Origin of the sequence: Shewanella sp. NIFS-20-20 (assembly GCF_019209865.1) — a bacterium.
Classification (GTDB): Bacteria; Pseudomonadota; Gammaproteobacteria; order Enterobacterales; family Shewanellaceae; genus Shewanella.
Map to the genome: position 1 here is coordinate 53,658 of NZ_JAHUTT010000011.1, position 20,902 is coordinate 74,559.

The following is a 20,902-nucleotide window of genomic DNA, read 5'->3' on the forward strand; positions in this document are numbered from 1 at the left end:
CATTGCGATTGTCTACTACGTACAAAAAAAATGTTGATTAGGTTGCGATTATCATGCACTGGCACGATGTTTCAAGTGTCGTTCGTCTTGCTTGACTGAGATCACCTGTACGTCGCGTTTCTGCATTAGTCCAGCAAGGCTGATACCATCAAGGAAATCTGATATCTGTTTGCTCAAGTCACCCCATAACGAGTGAGTTAGGCAGCGGTTGCCACCTTGGCAGTTACCCTTACCTTGACATCGCGTTGCATCTACGGATTCATCGACCGCACCTACCACCATAGCAACAGTAATCGCATCAGCATCTTGGCCTAAGCGATACCCTCCACCTGGTCCACGGACACTGGCCACTAAACCTTGTTTACGTAATTTGGCAAACAATTGTTCAAGGTATGATAAAGAGATACCTTGACGTTCAGAAATATCGGCTAATGGTACCGGACCATTGGCTGAGTGAATGGCAACATCCAGCATGGCAGTGACGGCATAACGTCCTTTCGAGGTTAATTTCATAACAACTACTGCTCCCAACGGTTATTGGTGAGCATTTCAACATAACCTAGCATTTTAGTCAAGTATTTACCTGAGTAAAATACTAGGACATTATGTCAGCTAATACCCCGTAATTTAGCTGGGGTATTTAACCCTTTTCTGGTCAAAGTTTCAATCTTGTCAGACTATTTAATCGTGTCTGTGCTCAGATTATGGGATCAAACTCATCTAAGGATTTTTGCCGCTTCTGTGCGGCCGCAATTTCGGCTTCATTAAACTCACCAACATCCAGTTGGGGTAAGCGTTCAGTACAGACATCGCCGCCTAGAGTTTCAACCACTTTGCACAAGTCCTGAACCTTAGAATCCATCAAGTGCATATGATCGAGCATCTGGCCGATGGCATTGGCGACAGGATCAGGATTATCCGGAGATACCGCATAGGCATCAAAACCGTACTTTTTGGCCATGGCGCTGCGGCGCTCGGACTGTTCAGTTTGTTGGGTGGTCGCCTTAGCCACCATGCGTCCAGGGATCCCCACGACCGTGGTGTCGACTTCAACATCTTTGACCACCACCGAGTTTGAGCCTACCCGCGCACCATCGTGCATGGTTATTGGCCCTAAAATCTTTGCGCCGGCGCCAACAACGACATTGTTTTTCAAGGTCGGGTGACGCTTACCGGCTTGCCAACTCGTCCCGCCTAAGGTCACCCCATGGTACAAGGTGCAATCATCACCAATTTCGGCGGTTTCTCCGATAACCACCCCCATGCCATGATCGATAAAAAAGCGTCGACCTATGGTGGCGCCGGGATGAATTTCTACCCCAGTCAAAAACCGCGAAAAGGTTGAGAGTAAACGCGCACTCAGACGCCAATTGGCCCGCCATAAGCGATGACTGACCCTATGTATCCAAATGGCATGCATCCCTGGATAATTGAATAAGATCTCCACAGTGCTGCGCGCAGCAGGATCCCTATCATAAATAGACGCAATATCTTCTTGCAATCTTGTCTTGATCCCCATGGATACTTCCTTACTTTTGCTTATCAGAGACCTTTTTATCTATCGAGGTCAAAATGCCACGTAAAATATTCATCTCATGGGCTTCAATACGTGCCCGAGTGAATAAACGACGTAATTTAGTCATGACTTGACCAGGATGATTTTTAACGATGAATCCAGTACGCAACAAGGTTTGTTCTAAGTGTACAAAGAAGCGCTCTTGATCATCGGCTAATGGGTATTCAGTCGCCGCCTCTGGCGGAGCCTCAGCCGCTAGCTGAGCTAAATGTGATACCCGCGTTTCATAACAAATCAGCTGCACCGCTTGGGCAAGGTTTAACGAACTGTATTCTGGATTCGCGGGAATACAGACATGGTAATTGCACTGCTGTAATTCTTCATTACTTAGGCCGTGATTCTCACGTCCAAAAACAATGGCGACAGGTCCTTGAATCGCTTGGGACGCTAATTTTTCACCGGCTTGTCTGGGATCCAACATCGGCCAGTCTAAGGTCCGACTGCGAGCAGAGGTCGCAATCACCAGTGAACAATCTTTAATGGCATCGGCTAACGAATCTACGGTGACCAAGTGTTTGAGGATATCTGAAGCACCTGCCGCTAATGCCACAGATTGACCATCAGGTTCGACCCGAGGCTCAGCCAAATAAAGGTTAGATAACCCCATGGTTTTCATGGCGCGAGCCACCGAACCTATATTTCCTGGGTGGGATGTCCCCACTAATACAACACGGATATTACTGAGCATAAGATAGAATAATTTTCACAGACAATGAGTTATAAGAGTAAAAGTTTATCACAGCCGAGTTTGTTTATTTAGTGCAAAATCAGCATTTGATATAACTGAATATTTGGGTATAATCTCGCGGTTATTTTTTCGTTCTTTTACATCCAGGGGAATGCAATGCATCCGATGCTGACCATCGCCGTCCGCGCTGCCCGCGCCGCCGGCCAAACCGTTATGCGTGCTTATCACGACTCAGACAAAATTGAAGTCAGTGCCAAAGGTATGAATGACTTCGTTACTAATGTCGATAAAGAAGCCGAATCAGCGATCGTGTACCAAATTCGTAAATCTTACCCTGATCACACTATCGTGGGTGAAGAAAACGGTGAAAATCGCGGTACCAATAATGATTATATCTGGATTGTAGACCCACTGGATGGTACCAATAACTTTGTTAAAGGTATTCCTCATTTCGCTGTGTCTATCGCGTTACAAATCAAAGGCAAGACTGAAGTCGCTGTGGTTTATGATCCAGTACGTGACGAGCTGTTTTCTGCCGTTCGTGGTCAAGGTGCTAAGTTCAATGACCGCCGTATTCGTGTGGGTCAATCAAACGACTTAAGCAGTGCCATCATTGCCACCGGTTTTCCATTTAAAGCCCGTCAACACACTGAAAGCTATTTCGCTATGTTAGGTGAAGTCTTCAATCAATGTGCTGATATTCGTCGCGCCGGTTCAGCCGCATTAGATTTAGCTTACGTGGCTGCTGGCCGCGTTGAAGGTTACTTCGAGTTAGGCTTAAAGCCATGGGATATCGCTGCCGGTGACTTAATTTGCCGCGAAGCGGGTGCCACAGTCACCGATTTCACTGGTGGTCATAACTACCTGACCTCAGGCAACATCGTGGCTGGTTCACCGAAAGTGACCAGCAACTTAGTGAAGACCTTCCGTCCTCATTTAAACGAAGCGCTTAAGCGCTAAGTGATGAACTAATCGCTGTTAAAACCGCCGCTAGGCGGTTTTTTATTGCCAAAAATTAAGAATAACGATCTAGATCACACCCTTGATGTCACAATTTTTAAGGATACTGATACCATGGATAGCCTATCTATTTTTTGAGAGTGATGACATGGGACGCGTACGTAGGACTGGGATTAAAAGTATCAAGGTTGTAGAACATCTGGTGCTTGCCATCATCGCCATTGCTACCATAGTGGCGATTGGTCAAGAAATTGTCCATATCTTTAAGGTGGGTATGGTGGCCTTAGCGGATCTCTTGCTACTGTTTATTTACCTTGAAGTCTTAGCCATGGTGTCTAACTATATCGAATCCGGTAAATTACCGGTTCGTATGCCGGTATATATTGCCATTGTCGCCTTAGCTCGCTATCTGATCCTCGATATGAAGAGCATGGATGATTGGCGCATTGCCGCCATTTCATTATCCACCATAGTGCTTGCCGGCACGGTGATCGTGATCCGTTGGGGTCAATTAAAACTGCCCTATCCTAAAACGCCTGACAGCGACGATTAAAAAAAACGGCCTCAGGCCGTTTTTTTATTTGCATCAGCGCTTCACAACTCATATCTTTGAATTTTTCACAAAAGGATTTTGACATTGACTATTCAAGGATTTAACGAGCAACGTCAATCAGTGCGCATCGATATGGAAGCCAGCGATCTCTTGATTGTTTGGCGACAAGATGGCCAAGAGCAACAAATTATCGCCAAGCATTCCGATGTTTCACGCTTAGGGTCCAGCTTTGTCTGCAGTCTGCCATTTGCCATAGGCAGTCAATTGACCGTGGTCTTACAGTCAAATAGCCCTAATCCCCGTAGGATCAATGGCCAAGTACTGCGCGTCAGTCCGCTTGAGCAGCAATATTTTATCGCTGTTGAGTTTGAGGCTGACGCATAACCGCCTTAATGGTCACATTGCTGACCGGCAGCCAGCTGCCAATGCGAGCCGCTGGCGACTAATTTGCCTTTCATTTTCAAAAATGCCAGTAACTCCTGGGCATTTAGATCATTGGCTTTACAAGTATGAAAGCGCTGGCTATCACCAAAGTGAGCCTCTATCGCGCTGATTAACTCGGCCTCGGTCAACCCACCCAGCTCCACCATAAAATCCATCACTTTGTGACCATGAATTGAACGTGTCATTCGTTTCCACCTTAAACATATAAATTTATTGCATGTTACCAGTCTTTGTTGACTTGATCTCTGATCTACCGCAAAAATCTGCACGATAATCAGCAATCACTCAAGTATGCCGTCGGTCAGACATTGCGCTGCTCACCCAGCAATGTCTAGGGGTTGCAGCCCGAGTATCACTGCGCGAAGACCTGCACATAACTGCGATAAGATGACGGGCGCTGCGTCGGTCAACACCATATCCTCTCGCCTAACAAAAAGCACACAGAACCTTGGTCCTGTGTGCTTTTTTGCTATAATGACCACTCACTTTTTGCTGAGTTAATCATGAATCAAGCTAACAATCCTTTACACGGCCTTACCTTAGAAGCCATTTTAACTGACTTACAACGCCAATTAGGTTGGGAAGGTCTTTATCAGAAGATCCGAGTCAATTGCTTTAGCGATAATCCAAGTATTAAATCAAGCCTAAAATTTTTACGTAAAACCCAGTGGGCCCGCGATAAGTTAGAGATCCTGTACTTAACCACGCATCAGCTCGAGCTGCCAGCGCACTTACTTGCCGTGCATACCCAAACCGCGCCCCAAAAATCCCAACATAAAACCAGCCCCACCTCGGCCGCCGGGATTAATTCGCATATTTGGGGAAAAAAATAACCTAGTGGGCGGCTAGAAAGGGAAATCAAAAATCAGTCGCCATACTTCTAAGCCATTGGCATAGCGATAGCTCAATCCGAGCCGACTGATGGAAACCCCGAGCCATTCAGGCACGGGATCGATAGCGAAACTCAAGCCAAATTCTATGCCGTTACGTACAAATAGATTATCATCCATCGTGCGCAACTGCAGCGGCGTAAAATACCAGTAGGCCGCCACAAAAGCCCGCGGTTGAAACTGGTGTTGATGCCAGCTCCAGCCCTCGGCCAAGGGCCAATCGATGCCAGAATGTAACACGGCATAAGACTCACTTTGATCACGGCTATTGTCGTTATAGCCCGCAGTATAAAGGCGCGAAACCCACATGGCTGCATCTTGTGCAGGCGCCATCCGATACAGACTGCTGACGCCGGTGGAAAAAATACCCACCTGCCTATCTTCACTAAAGTTCCAACCGGCACCTAAATCAAGATAGGACTCTAATGACAGCTGCGAGTTAACATACCAAGTGTACTCAATCCCTGGGGTGAACGTGGCAGTACCAATATTGGCAGGTAAATCGCCGTCAGGTAAGTCTTGCCATTGATAATTAAAAAAGCCAAATGACATCGGCAAACGTAAGTCGAGTCGATGCTCTGTATCTTCTTCCAGGTTGACCGCAAGCGGTAAATTAAGCACCGCTGCTTGCTGACCGCTAGTGCGGTAAATGCCACTGCCAAGATAACTGGCGAATGCAAAATGAGCGTCACTGGCATTTTGGCTATCGCCAGTTTGCGCCATCACACTGGAAGTCAGGCAAATGAGTGCCATTAACATTATTCGGGGTTGTTTCATTAACCAAAGCTCCAAGAGTCTTACCGATGAGATTATTATTAGATCAGTAAAGCCGTGGGTTAATGATAAATCAGAAAACGCTAAGGTTAAGTAAAATTCTGATTATCGGAGGGAATTTTATAGGTACACCACAAGGATAACAGCAATAGTCGCCACTCTGTGCTCGGCAGTGCGGCGACTCGGGGCCAGTTACAGATCATCGTTGAAATGATATTCACTCATTAGATGACCTAACTGGGTTGATTTAGTTTTTAAATAATCTTCGTTATAACGATTTTTACCCACTTGCAGTGGAACGCGCTCCACCACCTCAATGCCTAACGCACTAAGTGCATGAACCTTTCTTGGGTTATTAGTCATTAGCTTCACTTTATCAATGCCTAAATGCTCAAACATTGGCGCGATCATATCGTAGCGACGCATGTCGGCTTCAAAGCCCAATTGCTCATTGGCCTCAACGGTATCAGCCCCTTGATCTTGCAGTTGGTAAGCGCGAATTTTATTGAGTAAGCCAATGCCTCGGCCTTCTTGACGCAAATATAGGATGAAACCTTGGCCTGCTTCCGCAATATTTTGCATGGCCGTTTGTAGTTGAAAACCGCAATCACAACGCAGGCTAAATAGGGCATCACCGGTCAGACATTCAGAATGAATACGACCTAATAGCGGGGTTTGCTCGGTCCATTCACCAAACGTTAATGCGACATGCTCTTTACCGGTTTCAGTATCCGCAAAACCGTGCATAGCAAAGACACCCCAAGGGGTCGGTAATTTCGAGGTAGCGACATAATTAATCGACATGTGTAAACCTTAACGATAGCTCTATCCTTTGAATTCTTATCAATCCGTTGAAAAGAAATCCTTTATATAACAGAGTGTTGAAATAAAGTCATCCACTAATGGGAAAACTCTAACTCCATCAACACTCACTGGAAAGCGTTAACTCTGAGGGTGACACCAACCTCAAGATTGGCATGACCTCTAGTGGGTTATCATCATTAGAAAGCTTGAGGAGCAAACCCAGTGACTTTGGTTAAGCCCATTTGGCGGCCGAGCTTAGTCATTGGATGAACCACAACTAATCCTTTCACTGACTTTTTGAGCTGGCCCATATCGGCTTGCTCTTTAGAGGTTAATTCACGCTTGAATGGTAAACTTTTGATTTCTTGACCTTCTTTACCTAGCAAACGGTCTTGCTGACCCTTGATGCTAGCAATACGCTTGGTCACAGTGGCGATTTCGCGTTTAAACTGCAAAATAACACCCGCATCACCGCGCTGTTCTGCCACGGCCAATTTACGGCGAAACTTGTCCAGCTTATCATTGAGCTGTTGCAGTTCTTCTTTCAAATTCATGGTAATACCTTAGGGATCAAAAAATACAGCGGTTAAATGCTGTTTGTCCGCTGATTATAACACTGCCTGTCGCCTGAGAAACAGTCTGTTTTAACGACAAGACTGAGCCAAAGCCGACAAATAATGAATTTGCTGATTACTCGAGCCACGAAAACGTAAACTGGGGTCTGCTAATGCCTGCTCAAATTTACCATCGACTAAGACATCGATCAGATCCACCACAGCTTGTTGCGCTGGCGTCAATGTGGCAAATTCATAGCCGGTCCACAACCACACATCCTTGCCAGGGCAAGCGAGCCTAACTTGGCGTAATAGCGCTTCAATGCTTGCTAAATTGGCCGGATGCAAGGGATCGCCGCCGCTCAGTGAGAGACCTCGGCGTTTAATGCGGCTGTCATTGAGATCGGTAATAATCTGTTGCACCATGGCATCATCAAACACATGGCCAGAATCGGGACGCCAAGTGCTTTGGTTATAACACCCTCGACATTGGTGCTCACAGCCAGAGACAAACAGGGTGGCGCGCGTTCCTGGGCCGTTAATCACATCCAGTGGGTAATATTGATGATAATTCATATAACCTCAAAGGGCGCCATTGGCGCCCATTGCTTTACTTATAACACCAAGAAACAACTAGTTAGAGGTGTTTAACTCGGCGCTTAACTTCTTCTTGCTTACCGTAGTTGAATGGTCTGGCATCGGGACTGCCTAAATAACCACACACGCGGCGGGTCACTGACACTCGACTCGGCTCATGATTACCACATTTAGGGCAAGTAAAGCCTTTACTCGTGCAGCTAAACTCTCCGGTAAATCCGCAATCATAGCATTCATCTATCGGCGTATTAGTGCCATAGTAAGGCACACGTGAATAACTGTAATCCCATACGTCTTCCAGCGCTTCGATGTTGTGCTGCATGTTAGGGTATTCGCCGTAACAAATGAATCCACCGCTGGCAATTTCAGGGTATGGGCGCTCAAACTCCAATTTATCGTAAGGATTCACCTGCTTTTCCACATCCAAATGGAAACTGTTGGTGTAATAGCCTTTGTCGGTCACACCGGCCACCACGCCAAAGGCCTTGGTATCTATTTTGGCGAATCGGCTGCATAAGCTTTCGCTCGGTGTACTGTATAAGCTAAACCCGTATCCGGTTTCGGCTTTCCAACTATCGGTTGCAGCCCGTAAGTATTTGACGACATCGATGGCTTTTTGACGTAATTGTTCACTGTCAAATACATGCCCTTGATCAGCATAAAGCGCATTAATGGTTTCGTGCAGACCAATGTAACCTAATGAAATGGAAGCGCGGCCATGTTTGAAAATTGGTGCAATATCGTCATCGGGTCCTAAACGCACCCCACAAGCACCTTCCATATATAAAATTGGAGCCACGCGCGCTTTGACACCGTTTAACCGCTCAATTCGCGTGTCTAAGGCTTTTCTAGCCACCAGCAAACGGGCATCTAAAATTCGATAAAACTCGGCTTCATCGCCTTGGGCTTCTAGCGCAATCCGAGGTAAGTTCAAGCTGACGACACCTAAGTTATTGCGGCCTTCATGGATCAGCTCGCCATTTTCCTCATAGGTGCCAAGGAAACTGCGACAGCCCATTGGAGTCTTAAAGGAGCCGGTCACGCGCTCAACTTGTTCATAATTTAAAATGTCTGGGTACATGCGCATGGTCGCGCATTCCAGTGCCATACGTTTAATATCGTAATTAACATCACCGACTTTGTGATTAACCCCATCACGAATCGCAAACACCAGTTTAGGGAACACCGCGGTTTTACGATTCTTACCTAAACCACCGATCCGGACTTTCATCATCGATTGTTGGATTAAACGAGATTCCCAACTGGTGCCTAAGCCAAAGCCAAAGGTTACAAATGGGGTTTGACCGTTAGCCGTATGCAAGGTGTTGACCTCATACTCTAACGATTGGAATGCGTCATAACATTCTTTCTCAGTTTGGGCACGACCAAAGGCCTCAGGATCAGCAATCTGCCACTCAATACCAATGGCTAAATGCTTTTGATAACTCTTAGTCACAAATGGCGCTAACACTTCATCGATACGGTTAATGGTAGTGCCGCCATAAATATGGCTCGCCACTTGCGCAATGATCTGGGCGGTGACCGCCGTGGCCGTTGAAATCGACTTAGGCGTTTCAATTTCGGCATTGCCCATCTTAAACCCTTGGGTCAACATGCCCGCTAAATCAATCAGCATACAGTTAAACATCGGGAAAAATGGTGAATAGTCTAAATCGTGATAATGAATTTCACCGGCTTCATGGGCTGCGACCACATCTTTTGGCAGTAAATAACGGGTAGCATAATGCTTGGCAACAATGCCCGCTAATAAGTCACGCTGAGTTGGGATAACCTTGGCATCTTTATTGGCGTTTTCATTGAGTAAGGCGGGGTTACTTTGCTCAACCAAGCCTTTAATTTCGAGGTTTAAACGACTGGTCGACTCACGTCGAATATCGCGATCATGGCGATATTCAATATAATGACGTGCCACTTCTTTGTAAGGGCCTTCCATCAGCGCATTTTCAACAGCATCTTGTAAACAAGCGATTTCAACTTCTTCCAGATGAGCAACGCTAGCACTCACGCCTGCGGCGACTGAAGCTGCATAATCCATGTCTTCAATGCCTGCCGATTGAGTTGCGGCTATCACTGCATCCTTGATCCTGGTTTCGTCAAATAAAGTACGGCAACCGTCTCGCTTAATCACAACTGGCATTATTAGTTATCTCTCCGACTGATGATGAAAATACGCACTAGATATAGTGGCACTTCGCAACCCAAACACAATATGTAGCGTATTAGGCGCCAAGCCGACGAAAAAAACCTTGATCCAGATCATGTATTTTGTGTGATGGCTGCAACACTAATCTATTAGTGATGCACTGGCCACTGTTTGTAAAAGTGCTACTTGACCCTGTGCAATTCTCAGGTTAGTGCGGCGCAAAGCCGCTAAAATTTCAGCCGTCTTGCGCCGCTCTTGCGAGAAATAAAATGCAGTCATATCCGCCCGGGTTCTCCTCAAAATAGGCCACATTCCGCGCTGGCGATTGCGGCGCGACGACTTACTGCTGGCCACAAAAAAAGCCATCAATGACTTACATTCATGGCTTAAATATTCACTGCACCTTCGCGTTAAGTGTTAACCGCCAGATAGCGGAGTTAATTAAAGTGCCATGCTCAATCAGGGCGTGGTTCACGATGGCCACTTAAGGCCGCCTCAATTAAATGACGGGCATCCATGACGGCTTGCTCTCCGGCAGCGATCGCTTCAGAGGCACGATGAAATTCCATGGTACCAATATCCGCCACCTTAGGCGTGATACAAATATCAGGAGGGTCGCCCATCAAACGCGCTCGCTTATGGCGCTGCTCAAGGATTTCCATGGACTGCGACATCACGGCTAACATGCCAGGATCACCAAAGCCATGGCTTAAGTTTAATTTATCACTTAAGCCCGCCACATATTCTTTGCCTTTCGCCAGTAAGTCCATAAATCCGGCGCTCTTATGGGCATCATTTTCAACAATATCTTGGGCACTCGGAGCGCTGGCCATCATCTGCACAGGTAACACCTGCATCCGACTTCGCTTATGAGCACTTAAATCTACCGCAATCACCATATCGACGTTCATGGCTTTGGCCACAGATACCGGCACAGGATTGACCACCGCGCCATCGACCAGCCAGCGTTGATTTAAGCGCACTGGGGCTAAAATGCCCGGCATAGAGCATGACGCTCGCACCGCTTGGCGTAAATCGCCTTGTTGAAACCAAATTTCTTGGCCCGAATATAAATCCGTGGCAACCGCAATAAATGGCCGTTGCAAGTCTTCGATTTTAACGGCACCAATGCTGGCTTGCATTTGATCGAATACGCGCTCGCCCCCCATCAGGCCACCTTTACGCCAACTCAAATCCATCATGCCAAGCACGTCCCACGATGAAAATCCTTCCACCCAAGACTGCAATTGCGGCAAGTGGTCATTGGCATAAGCCGCGCCCACTAAAGCGCCGATGGAACATCCCGCCACTTTATCAGGCTCAATGCCCATTTTTTTTAACCCATTCAGTACGCCAATATGCGCCCAACCTTTGGCAGCACCACTGCCAAGCGCCAAGCCAATGGTCGCCCGATTGTTACTGTGCATTATGTCTCCAACAACATGCCTGCTTACGTTGACGCCATGTATACCATAGACAATCGTGCAAACAAACCTTGTTGAGCATCCTTGATCATTGCTGGTGCCACGCAGGCTTTGGGTTTACAATATTGGGTCAATTTTTTTAGGAGTTCTCTTTTGCACTTTACCGATTTTTCCCTTGATAAACGCTTAATGGCTAGTCTTGAGCACATGGGGTTAACCACTCCCACTGAAGTACAGGCTCAGGCCATTCCTGTGGCGCTTGCTGGTAAGGATTTAATGGTCTCGTCCAAGACGGGCTCGGGCAAAACCTTGGCGTTTTTATTGCCCGCGATGCAAAGGATTATCTCCAGTAAAGCCTTAAGCAAAAAAGATCCCCGAGTCTTAATTTTGCTGCCTACCCGCGAATTAGCCCATCAAGTCTACAGCCAGTTACGCTTATTGATTGCCAATACTCAATACAAGGCCGTGAGTATTCTCGGCGGCGAGAACTTTAACGACCAAGCCAAATCATTGGCCCGTGAGCCGCATTTTATTGTGGCGACCCCGGGGCGAATTGCCGATCATTTACAAAAACGTCATCTGTATCTTAATGGCCTTGAATTGCTGATCTTCGATGAAGCCGATCGTATGCTCGATTTAGGGTTTGCTCCCCAATTACGTGCAATTAACCAAGCGGCAGATCATAAACGTCGTCAAACCTTGATGTTTTCGGCCACCTTAGATCATGGCGACATCAATGAGTTGGCTAGTGAGTTACTCAAAAATCCAGAACATGTTGCCATAGGTAGTGCCAACGTGGCTCACCAAGATATTCAACAGGCCGTGTATCTGTGTGATCATCTCGATCATAAACAAGCCCTGTTGAACCATTTACTGGCGGAAAAAGCCCACAAACAAGTGATCATCTTTACCGCGACTCGCAGTGATACTGAACGGTTAGCCAATTTACTCAATGAATCGAATCTCAGTGCCATCGCACTCAGTGGTGAGCTCAAACAGAATGAACGGAACCGCATCATGGATCAATTCAGCCGTGGTCAATACAACATTCTCGTCACCACAGATCTGGCTTCACGCGGCTTAGATTTACTCAATGTGTCCTTGGTGATCAACTTTGATATGCCCAAATTTGCCGAAGAATATATTCACCGCATTGGGCGTACCGGTCGTGCCGGTGCCAAAGGTGATGCCATCTCTTTAGTTGGGCCGAAAGATTGGGCTAACTTTAAGAAAGTGGAAATCTTCTTACGTCAACCATTGGATGTAAGCCAAGTAGCCGGTCTTGAGCCTAAGTTTAAGGGCTTAAGTGACAAACCTAAGGCCAAATCAAAGTCTACTAACATACAGTCGACGCCAAAGACTTCGCGCGCCAAAGTCAACAAAGCCCCTAAAGCGGCACCTAAACGCGATAAACGCTTTATCACAGGTATCGATGTTGGCGATGCACCTATGCGCAAAAAAGCCAAGCCTCTGCAAGACACTGAAGAAGAGTAACTTGCTCTGCTGTACCCAGCGCAAGACGATTGGGTACAGCCAGCATTAGCGCTTATCGCTGCTGCGCGGCTAACTTTTGCTGCCAATTCTCATTGGCAGCATCAATATAACCGTCTTTATCTTTTAGCCAAGTGTCACGCACTGACAAACTGTAATTTAGATAGAGTTTATTGTTATACCAAGTGAACGCTTGTGGATCTGAGCTGACCACAAATCCTTGTGCCATAGCATAAGCGCAATAACCACCGTATTGAGGCAGGTATTGCAATGGCTGTTGCCGAAAGAGTTCGGCATGTTCTGCCGAGCTAAATTGCCACTGCACGCCCCCATAAATCACCACAAACTCATCTGTACCGGCCACGGCTTTGTGCTCGGTTTGATAACTCACCAAATCATAGCCAGAGGCGCCAAGCCCCTGATCGTCGACATACCAAGTATCACGTCCCAAACTAGTGCAGCCCATCAAAGTGACCACTAAACTGAGTACTACCCCTATCCGCATCATCATTTTCCCTTCGGTTATACCTGCACACTTGACCGTAAGACTAAGGAAATCATTTCAGCTTTCGCGAGAAAGCTTATACAATAGCGGCCTTGAAATTTGCTGACAGGTGTAACATGAGAGTTTGTGGTGTGGAGTTAAAAGGTGGCGAAGCCATTATTTGTTTACTGGAACAAAATGCGGATGTGTTTGTGGTGCCTGCATGCCGTAAGCAATCTTTTGCGGTACCGCAATCTGCCACAACTGAGGCAATGCGTAAATTCCAGTTTGATTTCGACAAGCTGATGGAAGATTACCACGTAGATCAAATTGTGATCGTTGAACGTGAGCAAAAAGGTAAGTTCGCTGGCAGTGCCACCAGCTTCAAATTAGAAGCCGCGATCCAGTTAACCGACCTGCCTGTCAGTTTGATTAAACCTGTTGAAATTAAAGCACAATTGAAACGAAATCCTCCAGTAGCGGCCTTCGATGGCTTGGATTTAAAGAAGTTTCAACAGCTGGCCTTTGAAGCCGCCTATGCGCAGCATATGAATGTGATGTACAACAAAGATTAATCTCTGATGCCGAAGTGAACCTTCGGCATTTTTTTAGCCCATTAGGTTCGCATGCTCAAGTATCTCGCCCACTATCCCGACTCATTACAGCAACAGGTTCAAACCTTAATCGATAACCAGCAATTACAGCGCTTTCTCGATAACAAGTACCCCCATGCCGACAATAGCCTGCGCAATGATAAAGCCTTATATCACTATACGATGGCGCTTAAACATCGCTTTTTAAAAAACGCCCCGCCCTTAGCCAAGGTGTGTTTTGATGATAAACAAACATTAAAACAACAAGCATTAGGACTGCATACCTATGCCAGACGCCAACAGGGCAATCGTATTAAAGCCAAACATGAAATTCGCATCAGTAGCCAATTAAAGGCCCTCCCCGAGCCGTTAATACATATGGTGGTGGTGCATGAACTGGCACATATCAAAGTCAAAGATCATGATAAAGCCTTTTATCAATTATGCTGCCATATGGAGCCCGATTATCACCAACTCGAGCTCGACTTACGCCTATTTTTAACCTTGCAAGATCTTAGCACTGACACCTAAGCTGGCCTCAGCCGTGGCTGGTTAGACCCCCATTTGCAGATCACGTTGACTGACCATGGCCTGAAAGCTGCCCATTTGCGATTTGGTTAAGCGACTGGCCATTGGGATTTTCGCTTTCATTGCATTCACCGCTCGGCCATTGATATGGAACTCATAATGCAAATGCGGGCCCGTGGTGCGGCCAGTATTCCCCGTTAAGGCAATAGGTTGCCCGCGGGTCACTCGCTGGCCTTTACGCACGAGGGATTTTGATAAGTGTAAATAGCGAGTGCGATACTGATTGCCATGATCGATAACAATATACTTACCGGCAAAACGATGGTCGGTCACCAAACTCACGATGCCATCCCCAGGCGCAATCACTTGCGTGCCGGTAGGTGTCGCGAAATCAGTGCCATTATGTGGTGCTAATCGCCCTGTCACTGGATGACGGCGATTGCCGTTAAAATGCGAACTTAACCGATAAGACTTGACTAACGGTGTACGTAAAAATGCGCGGGCTAAACTTTCACCTTTGGCATCATAATACTGGCCGTCGCTAAATTGATAAGCATTAATGGATTTACCTCGGTTAACAATATCCACCGCGAGGATCTCGCTAGCGCCACTGGCATCTCCGTCAATATACTGCTCACTGACGACCACAGAAAATCGGTCGCCTGCTTGTAAATCTCTTGAGAAGTTGACCTTTTCCTTCAGAATAGATTCTACCCGTTGAATTTGTGAGGCACTAAGCCCCGCTTTACTGGCCGACACATAAAACGAGCCGTAGATGTCGCCACTCACGGATTTAGGTTGCCACTGCCCTTGTTTGTGGATCTCTTCGACGTCGTAACTGCCGTCAACGAGCGTAAACACCACTTGACGCGCCAAGCTAAAATCCAATTCCAAGCGTGTCAATTGGTGGTTGTCATCCATATAAAAACGCAAGGTATTACCGGGTTGTAACGTATCTAAAGCGAGGACAGTTAAATCGGCCTCTAACACTTGATACATGGTTTGCTGATCGACTCCTGCGCGCTCAAATAATTGACTTAAGGTATCGCCGGCAGAAATTGTGGCCGTAAAATCGGGTTTGGGGGCTAATGCCTCGATAGCATCCTGCCCGGTCAAGCCAGGATTGACCGCCGAGGTTAATACCAAAGGTAAGGCAATACGCTGGCCGGTCGTGACCTCTGGTGATGGCCACATGAGCGCGGTGGCTAATAATAATCCGCCACCCAAAAGCACACGCTTTTGCGGCACTGACAATCGCGGCTTTCTTTGAAAGCGCGTACCTTGTTGATCGCTTGAATGCACACTGAGTCCTAAATTATCACCTAAGGTGAACGCAGATTAGGCTAGACATCGCCTGAAAATGGCGATGTTATAGCAAAAATTAGTGATAGGACAAAGATTCCATCTCACAGTTCCCAACAATAGCATTAATCCACTTTCATCTTAAAGCAGTCTTGCAGCTGACTATACCCAAGTCCAGTCTGTTTTCTGACGCGAATTTGCACATCAATGCGCTCTTTCATTGCCTCAATATGACTGATCACCCCGATCATTTTGCCACTCGCATTCAAATTATCTAAGGCATCTAGCGCAATATCTAAGGTATCGGCATCCAATGTCCCAAAGCCTTCGTCTAAAAATAACGAATCGATACTCGTCTTGTGACTGACTAAATCTGACAATGCCAAGGCCAAGGCTAAACTGACCAAGAACCCCTCTCCTCCGGATAAGGTGCGAGTATCGCGACTAATGTCCCCTTGCCAGGTATCGAGTACTTCCAGTTCGAGCAAACCATCTTGCTTACGTTGTAAGGCATAGCGACCATGTAATCGTGATAATTGACGATTAGCCAACGCCACTAAGTGATCTAAGGTCAAGCCTTGGGCGAAGCGTCTAAATTTACTGCCATCGCGAGAACCTATCAGGCTATGTAAACGGGCCCAGTCCTCGTGGGACTGCTGCGCCTGTTGCCATTGTTCAAGCCATTGCTGCTGCGCGGCACGATTAAGGTCATCTTGCTGTTTTGCGGCCTTAAGTTCACCGAGTTGAACATTGAGTTGATCCCGTTGCACTTTCACCTCAGCCAATTGACGCTCAAGCGCTGTCACATCAAGCGCCAGCCAAGCTTGCCCCATGTGCTGATGCTGTGCACTATCTTGGCGGATTAATTCAAGTTCGGTCGTGGCTTGATGCAATTGTTGCTGCAAGCTTTGCTCAAGCGCCATTAAACGCTCGCGTTCATCCTCTTCCAATAGGGCCGCCACAAAAGCGCTCTCATCCGCAAACACACTGTCACTGAGCACCTGTCGCCATTGCTCAAGCGCGGTTTCAAGTTTGGGCTGTAAGGTCTGTATCTCGAGGGTTAAGGTGTCAACTTGGCCGACTTCACGAGCCAAGTCTTGTTGCAATATTTGGTATTGCGCGCGTAACTCATCGGCGCAACCCTTAGCTTGGTTGACCTGCAATTGTTGGTCATCGAGCAGTTGTTTGATTGGCAGTTCACCCACCAAGGCCACACGTTGCTGGCGGTTGTGCTGAATTTGCGCGGTAAGCGCGCGGCATTTGTCAGCTAAGTCTTGAGCTTGCTGTTGCAGCTCTTGTTCACCGGTTTGTAGTGGCGTTAACGCCGCAAGCTGCTTATCTTTATCACTGACTAATTCAATTCGCGCTTGTTGCCACTGCTGCCACAGGCTGAGTTTTTGCTGTAGCTGTTGCAACCAAGCCTCAATCTCATCATAAGCGGGTAAACTTAGCCCCACTTGCTCGAGCGCTTGACTCAAGCTTTGGCTGTGCTGCGCTAAGCCGCGCTCAGCCGCAATGAATTCTTGCTCACCACTGTGCTTTTGCTTGAGCAAATGCTCCAGCGCAAATTGGCGCTGCTGCTGTTGATGCACCATGTGTTGATAGGCTTGCTGAGCGATTTGCTGTTGCTGTTGCTGTTGCGCATGCGCTTGTTGCGCAATTCGCCAAGCATTCACTTGTGCCTGAGCATCGGCCAGAGCCGGTACTAATGCCGCAAGCCGCGCCTCAATATCCGCCTGTGCATGTTCATCTAAGGCGGGTAGCGGCTCAGCGTTGCGATCATTGACGACATGGCGCTTTATCTCTTGCTGCGCATGCTCGGCGACCACCAGCTGCCATTGTTGCGACAACTCGGCTTGTTTACGCTGGAGTTCGCTGAGGCTTTGTTCTGTTTGCTGTTGTTGCTGCTGGCCATGTTTTTCATTTTCAGTCAGCGCAGTGCCACGCCGTTTAATCTCATCCAAGGTCAGTGCTAAGGCTTGGCGCCGTTGCTCGGTCGCGCTGAGATCTAACTGCTGATATTGCTCCACTAATGGATGCTCAAGCCCACCACATAAAGGACACGGCTGCTGCGGCTGTAATTGCGCTCGCAGTTGCTGCAAATCCAAAATGGTTTTTTCTTGCTCGACCAAGGTTGAGACATCCATAAACTGCTGATTGATGTCGCGATACTCAAGCCGTAATTGGTGACGCTCCGCGGTGATAGCTGCTAGCGCTTGGGCGCGGCTTGTTTGTTGTTGGGTTAACTCTACAATTTGCGCGCCCTGCAGATTAAAATCGCGGGCGATGGGTTGCAAGGTTAATAATCTTGGCTGCAATTGCTGCCAATATTCTACTGCCTGATAGAGATCAGCCTCGCTTTGGCCTGCGAGCACTTGCTTGAGTTCAGCCTCACTGTGTTGGATCTGAGTTTGCTGCTGGGTTAACGCTTGCTCATTGCTAAGCAATTCTGGCGCAGCGGCCTCGATAGCCTGTAATTGAGTTTGTTGTGCCTCATGGTGCTGCGCTAACGTCTGCTGCAATGTGAGCTTAAGGGTATGCTGGTGTTGTAATTGAATAAGCTGTTGCTGCCAACCACTAAGCGAGGAGGCCAACTGCGGACAATCGGCAAATTCAGCCTGCTGTTTATCTAAGCCACTGAGCTGGTGCTCAATCGTGTCTAAGCGCTCACGGCAGCTTAGCAGTTTGGCTTGGGTATCACTGAGTTTTTGCTGACTCGCCGCTTGTTGCTCATTCACTCCGGCGTGCTGAGCTGCCAAAATATCAAATGCGCCATCCAAGGGTTGCACTTGCTCATCAATCTGTTGCCGCAATGCACTAAGAGCGTCATCGGCCTGAGTGAGGGCGAGCGCCGCCTCAGTGACCTGCTGTTTGAGTTCTGCTTCTTTTTGCGCCATGGCCGATTGTGTCAACAACCGAGCTTGGTGCTTTGACTTGAGCTCATTGTCTTGCAGCAGAAGATCGCACTTGGCTTGATAACGTCCCTGCATTTTCATTGCCGGTTGGCAAAGTGCCAGTGGCGCTAATACTGCGGCCTGATCTTTTAGGGCTTGATCGGCGCGAGCATACTTTTCAGTAGCATTTGCTTCGCGGATTGACCATACTTGCTGCTGTTGCCACCAATGACTTTGTTGTTGCAACAAGCTTAATTGCTGCTCAAGGGCGGTGACTTGTTCAACAATCCCCTGTTGCTGACCATCAAGCGCTGCTAAGTCTGCCTCTGACAACAAGCTCACCGCATCGGCTTTATCTTGTAAGCGCGCCAGCGTTTGCTTAGAGTCGGAATACTCTACATGGACCTGCTCAGATATTTTGCCATAAATTTCAGTGCCCGTGAGCTCTTCTAGCAACTCGGCCCTATCATTGGCCGATGCATTTAAAAACGCAGCAAATTGCCCTTGAGAGAGCATCATCGACTTAGTAAATCGACCAAAATCTAAGCCGGTTATCGATTCCATCAACTCCGACTTGCGCTTGATTTGACTGGCCAAGATCTCGCCATTATCTAAACGCGCAAATTCAACCATGGCATCTTGCAACTTGCCGTCTATCTGATTACGGCTACGTCTTTGACTCCAAAAGGCACGATAACCCACGCCTTTGACGTCAAATTCCACCTCTGCATGGGATTCGGCAGTACCACGAGTCATCAGTTCATTACTGGTTTTCGAAATTAATCCCAGCCGAGGCGTTTGGTGATATAAGGCCAAGCATATCGCATCTAATATTGTGGTTTTTCCGGCGCCGGTTGGGCCGGTTATGGCAAAGAGTCCGGTGCCATCAAACGGTGACTGGGTAAAGTCGATATCCCAGTGGCCTTTAAGAGAATTGATGTTACTAAAGCGCAACCGTAAAATCTTCATGCCAGAGGGGTCTCCATCGCAGCTACCGCCACCTGGGTAAATAGCGTCGTTAGCCGCGCTTGTTCATTGTCACTGTAAGGTTCATTAGCGAGTCGGCGCTGAAAAACCTCATCAATGCTCAGCTCAGACAAGGTTTCTTGGGTATCTAGTGCAGTCAATTGACGCACACTACGTTGACGCTTGATTTGCAACACTTGCACTTTCGAATCCGTGACTTGCGCTTGAAGTCGTTGTTGCAAATCACTGATGAGCTCATCGCTACTAAGCACCACACTGACCCACACACTTTCATCCATAGCCACCAGTTTATTGAGTTCGACTTCAACCTCAGCGAGCTGGCCTTTGATGACCGCCAGTTTTTGAAATAACGGCACCGCCACGGACACCACGCGCTCGAGTGACTGACCATCAAAGTGAGCAATGAGAACCTGTTTACCCCGACCAAGCTCGTCAAAGCTCAAGGGAATAGGTGAACCGCTATAACGGATATGTTCACTGCCAGCCACCAATTGACCGCGATGAATATGCCCCAGCGCCACATAAGATGCTGGCGGAAAAGCCTTGGCATTAAACGCATCTAAACTGCCGATATAGATTTCGCGCACCGACTCACTGCTACTTGCACCGACAGTCGTCAAATGCCCAGTCATCACCACCGGCAGCGGTGCTAATGCGCCCAATTGCTGTGCCTTAGCTAAGGCGTAGTCATAATGGTGCTGGTAATAATCCGCAATCGCCAGTCCAAGTTGTTGCTGCTTATCTAAGCCACTTTGACCCGCTTCACTGCGCATAATATCGCGGGGACGCAAATAAGGTACTGCCGCAAGGACTAAGCCTGGGGCGCCACTTTTATCATGAATAATAAAGGTAGCATCTTGAGGCTCACAGCCACAAGGAACAACATAGGTATTTAAGCAACTGAGCAAGCTTTGGGATTCGGCGAGCATCGCCACTGAATCATGATTACCGCCCAATATAAACACCGGGCAAGATAACTGCTGCATTTGCACCACAAACTGATTGTAAAGGGCTCGGGCATAACTTGGTGGTGTGCCAGTATCAAAAATATCGCCGGCAATAATCACCGCATCAATCGCTTGTTCTCGCACCTGTTCTAACAACCATTTTAAAAAAGCTTGATGCTCTTCAAAACGGCTTTTTCCGTAAAACGATTGCCCTAAATGCCAATCAGAAGTGTGCAACACTCGCATGA

General features: G+C 47.5%; 21 protein-coding genes. 7 read left to right on the plus strand and 14 right to left on the minus strand.

What is annotated here, in order from left to right; genetic code table 11:
• Positions 1–51 precede the first annotated feature (51 nt).
• The 3 genes from iscR to trmJ all read right to left on the minus strand — a co-directional run bounded on the left by iscR (position 52) and on the right by trmJ (position 2,264).
• Positions 52–513, minus strand: a complete 462-nt coding sequence (iscR, locus tag KU855_RS05705) for a Fe-S cluster assembly transcriptional regulator IscR (protein WP_218529342.1) — start codon at positions 511–513, stop codon at positions 52–54.
• Between the two features lie 184 nt (positions 514–697).
• Entirely contained in the window at positions 698–1,519 is an 822-nt protein-coding gene (gene cysE / locus KU855_RS05710) for a serine O-acetyltransferase (protein WP_218529343.1), read from the minus strand.
• A 10-nt stretch (positions 1,520–1,529) separates the two neighbouring features.
• Positions 1,530–2,264 carry a tRNA (cytosine(32)/uridine(32)-2'-O)-methyltransferase TrmJ gene (trmJ, locus tag KU855_RS05715; protein WP_218529344.1) on the minus strand — a complete coding sequence of 245 codons (735 nt, stop codon included), beginning with the start codon at positions 2,262–2,264 and terminating at the stop codon, positions 1,530–1,532.
• 156 nt (positions 2,265–2,420) lie between these two features.
• Here trmJ and suhB point away from each other — a divergent pair, with 156 nt between their 5' ends.
• From suhB to KU855_RS05730, 3 genes are all read left to right on the plus strand, one after another.
• Positions 2,421–3,224: an inositol-1-monophosphatase gene (gene suhB, locus KU855_RS05720; protein ID WP_218529345.1), complete on the plus strand. Its 804-nt coding sequence runs from the start codon at positions 2,421–2,423 to the stop codon at positions 3,222–3,224.
• A gap of 148 nt (positions 3,225–3,372) precedes the next feature.
• Entirely contained in the window at positions 3,373–3,777 is a 405-nt protein-coding gene (locus KU855_RS05725; RefSeq protein ID WP_218529346.1) for a phosphate-starvation-inducible protein PsiE, read from the plus strand.
• A gap of 84 nt (positions 3,778–3,861) precedes the next feature.
• Entirely contained in the window at positions 3,862–4,161 is a 300-nt protein-coding gene (locus tag KU855_RS05730; protein ID WP_218529347.1) for a PilZ domain-containing protein, read from the plus strand.
• 5 nt (positions 4,162–4,166) lie between these two features.
• On the opposite strand, the gene KU855_RS05735 is transcribed toward KU855_RS05730, so the two are convergent.
• Positions 4,167–4,406, minus strand: coding sequence for a YecH family metal-binding protein (locus KU855_RS05735; RefSeq protein ID WP_218529348.1), 240 nt, complete (start codon positions 4,404–4,406; stop codon positions 4,167–4,169).
• 318 nt (positions 4,407–4,724) lie between these two features.
• Between KU855_RS05735 and KU855_RS05740 the strand changes: the two genes are divergently transcribed.
• Entirely contained in the window at positions 4,725–5,054 is a 330-nt protein-coding gene (locus tag KU855_RS05740) for a VF530 family DNA-binding protein (protein ID WP_218529349.1), read from the plus strand.
• A gap of 12 nt (positions 5,055–5,066) precedes the next feature.
• Here the strand turns inward: KU855_RS05740 and KU855_RS05745 are convergent, their stop codons facing one another.
• The 6 genes from KU855_RS05745 to rssA form a co-directional block, all read right to left on the minus strand.
• Entirely contained in the window at positions 5,067–5,888 is an 822-nt protein-coding gene (locus KU855_RS05745; protein WP_218529350.1) for a hypothetical protein, read from the minus strand.
• Positions 5,889–6,077: 189 nt separating this feature from the next.
• The gene (gene ribA / locus KU855_RS05750) at positions 6,078–6,689 is read right to left on the minus strand and encodes a GTP cyclohydrolase II (RefSeq protein WP_218529351.1); all 612 of its coding nucleotides are present in this window, start codon (positions 6,687–6,689) and stop codon (positions 6,078–6,080) included.
• A 197-nt stretch (positions 6,690–6,886) separates the two neighbouring features.
• Positions 6,887–7,243, minus strand: coding sequence for a YibL family ribosome-associated protein (locus tag KU855_RS05755; protein ID WP_218529352.1), 357 nt, complete (start codon positions 7,241–7,243; stop codon positions 6,887–6,889).
• Positions 7,244–7,333: 90 nt separating this feature from the next.
• A complete protein-coding gene (gene nrdG / locus KU855_RS05760; protein WP_218529353.1) occupies positions 7,334–7,819 on the minus strand; it encodes an anaerobic ribonucleoside-triphosphate reductase-activating protein in 486 nt (161 codons plus the stop codon).
• A gap of 61 nt (positions 7,820–7,880) precedes the next feature.
• Positions 7,881–9,998 (minus strand): anaerobic ribonucleoside-triphosphate reductase, encoded by a 2,118-nt coding sequence (gene nrdD, locus KU855_RS05765; RefSeq protein WP_218529354.1) that lies wholly within the window; start codon positions 9,996–9,998, stop codon positions 7,881–7,883.
• A 461-nt stretch (positions 9,999–10,459) separates the two neighbouring features.
• Entirely contained in the window at positions 10,460–11,431 is a 972-nt protein-coding gene (rssA, locus tag KU855_RS05770; protein ID WP_218529355.1) for a patatin-like phospholipase RssA, read from the minus strand.
• A gap of 150 nt (positions 11,432–11,581) precedes the next feature.
• Here rssA and KU855_RS05775 point away from each other — a divergent pair, with 150 nt between their 5' ends.
• Positions 11,582–12,922, plus strand: coding sequence for a DEAD/DEAH box helicase (locus tag KU855_RS05775; protein ID WP_218529356.1), 1,341 nt, complete (start codon positions 11,582–11,584; stop codon positions 12,920–12,922).
• A gap of 52 nt (positions 12,923–12,974) precedes the next feature.
• Here the strand turns inward: KU855_RS05775 and KU855_RS05780 are convergent, their stop codons facing one another.
• Entirely contained in the window at positions 12,975–13,430 is a 456-nt protein-coding gene (locus KU855_RS05780; protein ID WP_218529357.1) for a YHS domain-containing (seleno)protein, read from the minus strand.
• 110 nt (positions 13,431–13,540) lie between these two features.
• On the opposite strand from KU855_RS05780, the gene KU855_RS05785 reads away from it, so the two are divergent.
• Together KU855_RS05785 and KU855_RS05790 are read left to right on the plus strand one after the other, a co-directional pair.
• Positions 13,541–13,978 carry a DUF3010 family protein gene (locus tag KU855_RS05785; protein ID WP_218529358.1) on the plus strand — a complete coding sequence of 146 codons (438 nt, stop codon included), beginning with the start codon at positions 13,541–13,543 and terminating at the stop codon, positions 13,976–13,978.
• A 51-nt stretch (positions 13,979–14,029) separates the two neighbouring features.
• Positions 14,030–14,527: a M48 family metallopeptidase gene (locus tag KU855_RS05790; RefSeq protein ID WP_218529359.1), complete on the plus strand. Its 498-nt coding sequence runs from the start codon at positions 14,030–14,032 to the stop codon at positions 14,525–14,527.
• Between the two features lie 21 nt (positions 14,528–14,548).
• Here KU855_RS05790 and KU855_RS05795 read toward each other — a convergent pair whose 3' ends face one another.
• The 3 genes from KU855_RS05795 to sbcD form a co-directional block, all read right to left on the minus strand.
• Positions 14,549–15,826 carry a peptidoglycan DD-metalloendopeptidase family protein gene (locus tag KU855_RS05795; RefSeq protein ID WP_371316323.1) on the minus strand — a complete coding sequence of 426 codons (1,278 nt, stop codon included), beginning with the start codon at positions 15,824–15,826 and terminating at the stop codon, positions 14,549–14,551.
• A 125-nt stretch (positions 15,827–15,951) separates the two neighbouring features.
• Positions 15,952–19,689 (minus strand): AAA family ATPase, encoded by a 3,738-nt coding sequence (locus tag KU855_RS05800; RefSeq protein ID WP_218529360.1) that lies wholly within the window; start codon positions 19,687–19,689, stop codon positions 15,952–15,954.
• Positions 19,686–20,900, minus strand: a complete 1,215-nt coding sequence (sbcD, locus tag KU855_RS05805) for an exonuclease subunit SbcD (RefSeq protein WP_218529361.1) — start codon at positions 20,898–20,900, stop codon at positions 19,686–19,688. The genes KU855_RS05800 and sbcD overlap by 4 nt, the downstream gene beginning before the upstream one ends.
• Positions 20,901–20,902 lie beyond the last annotated feature (2 nt).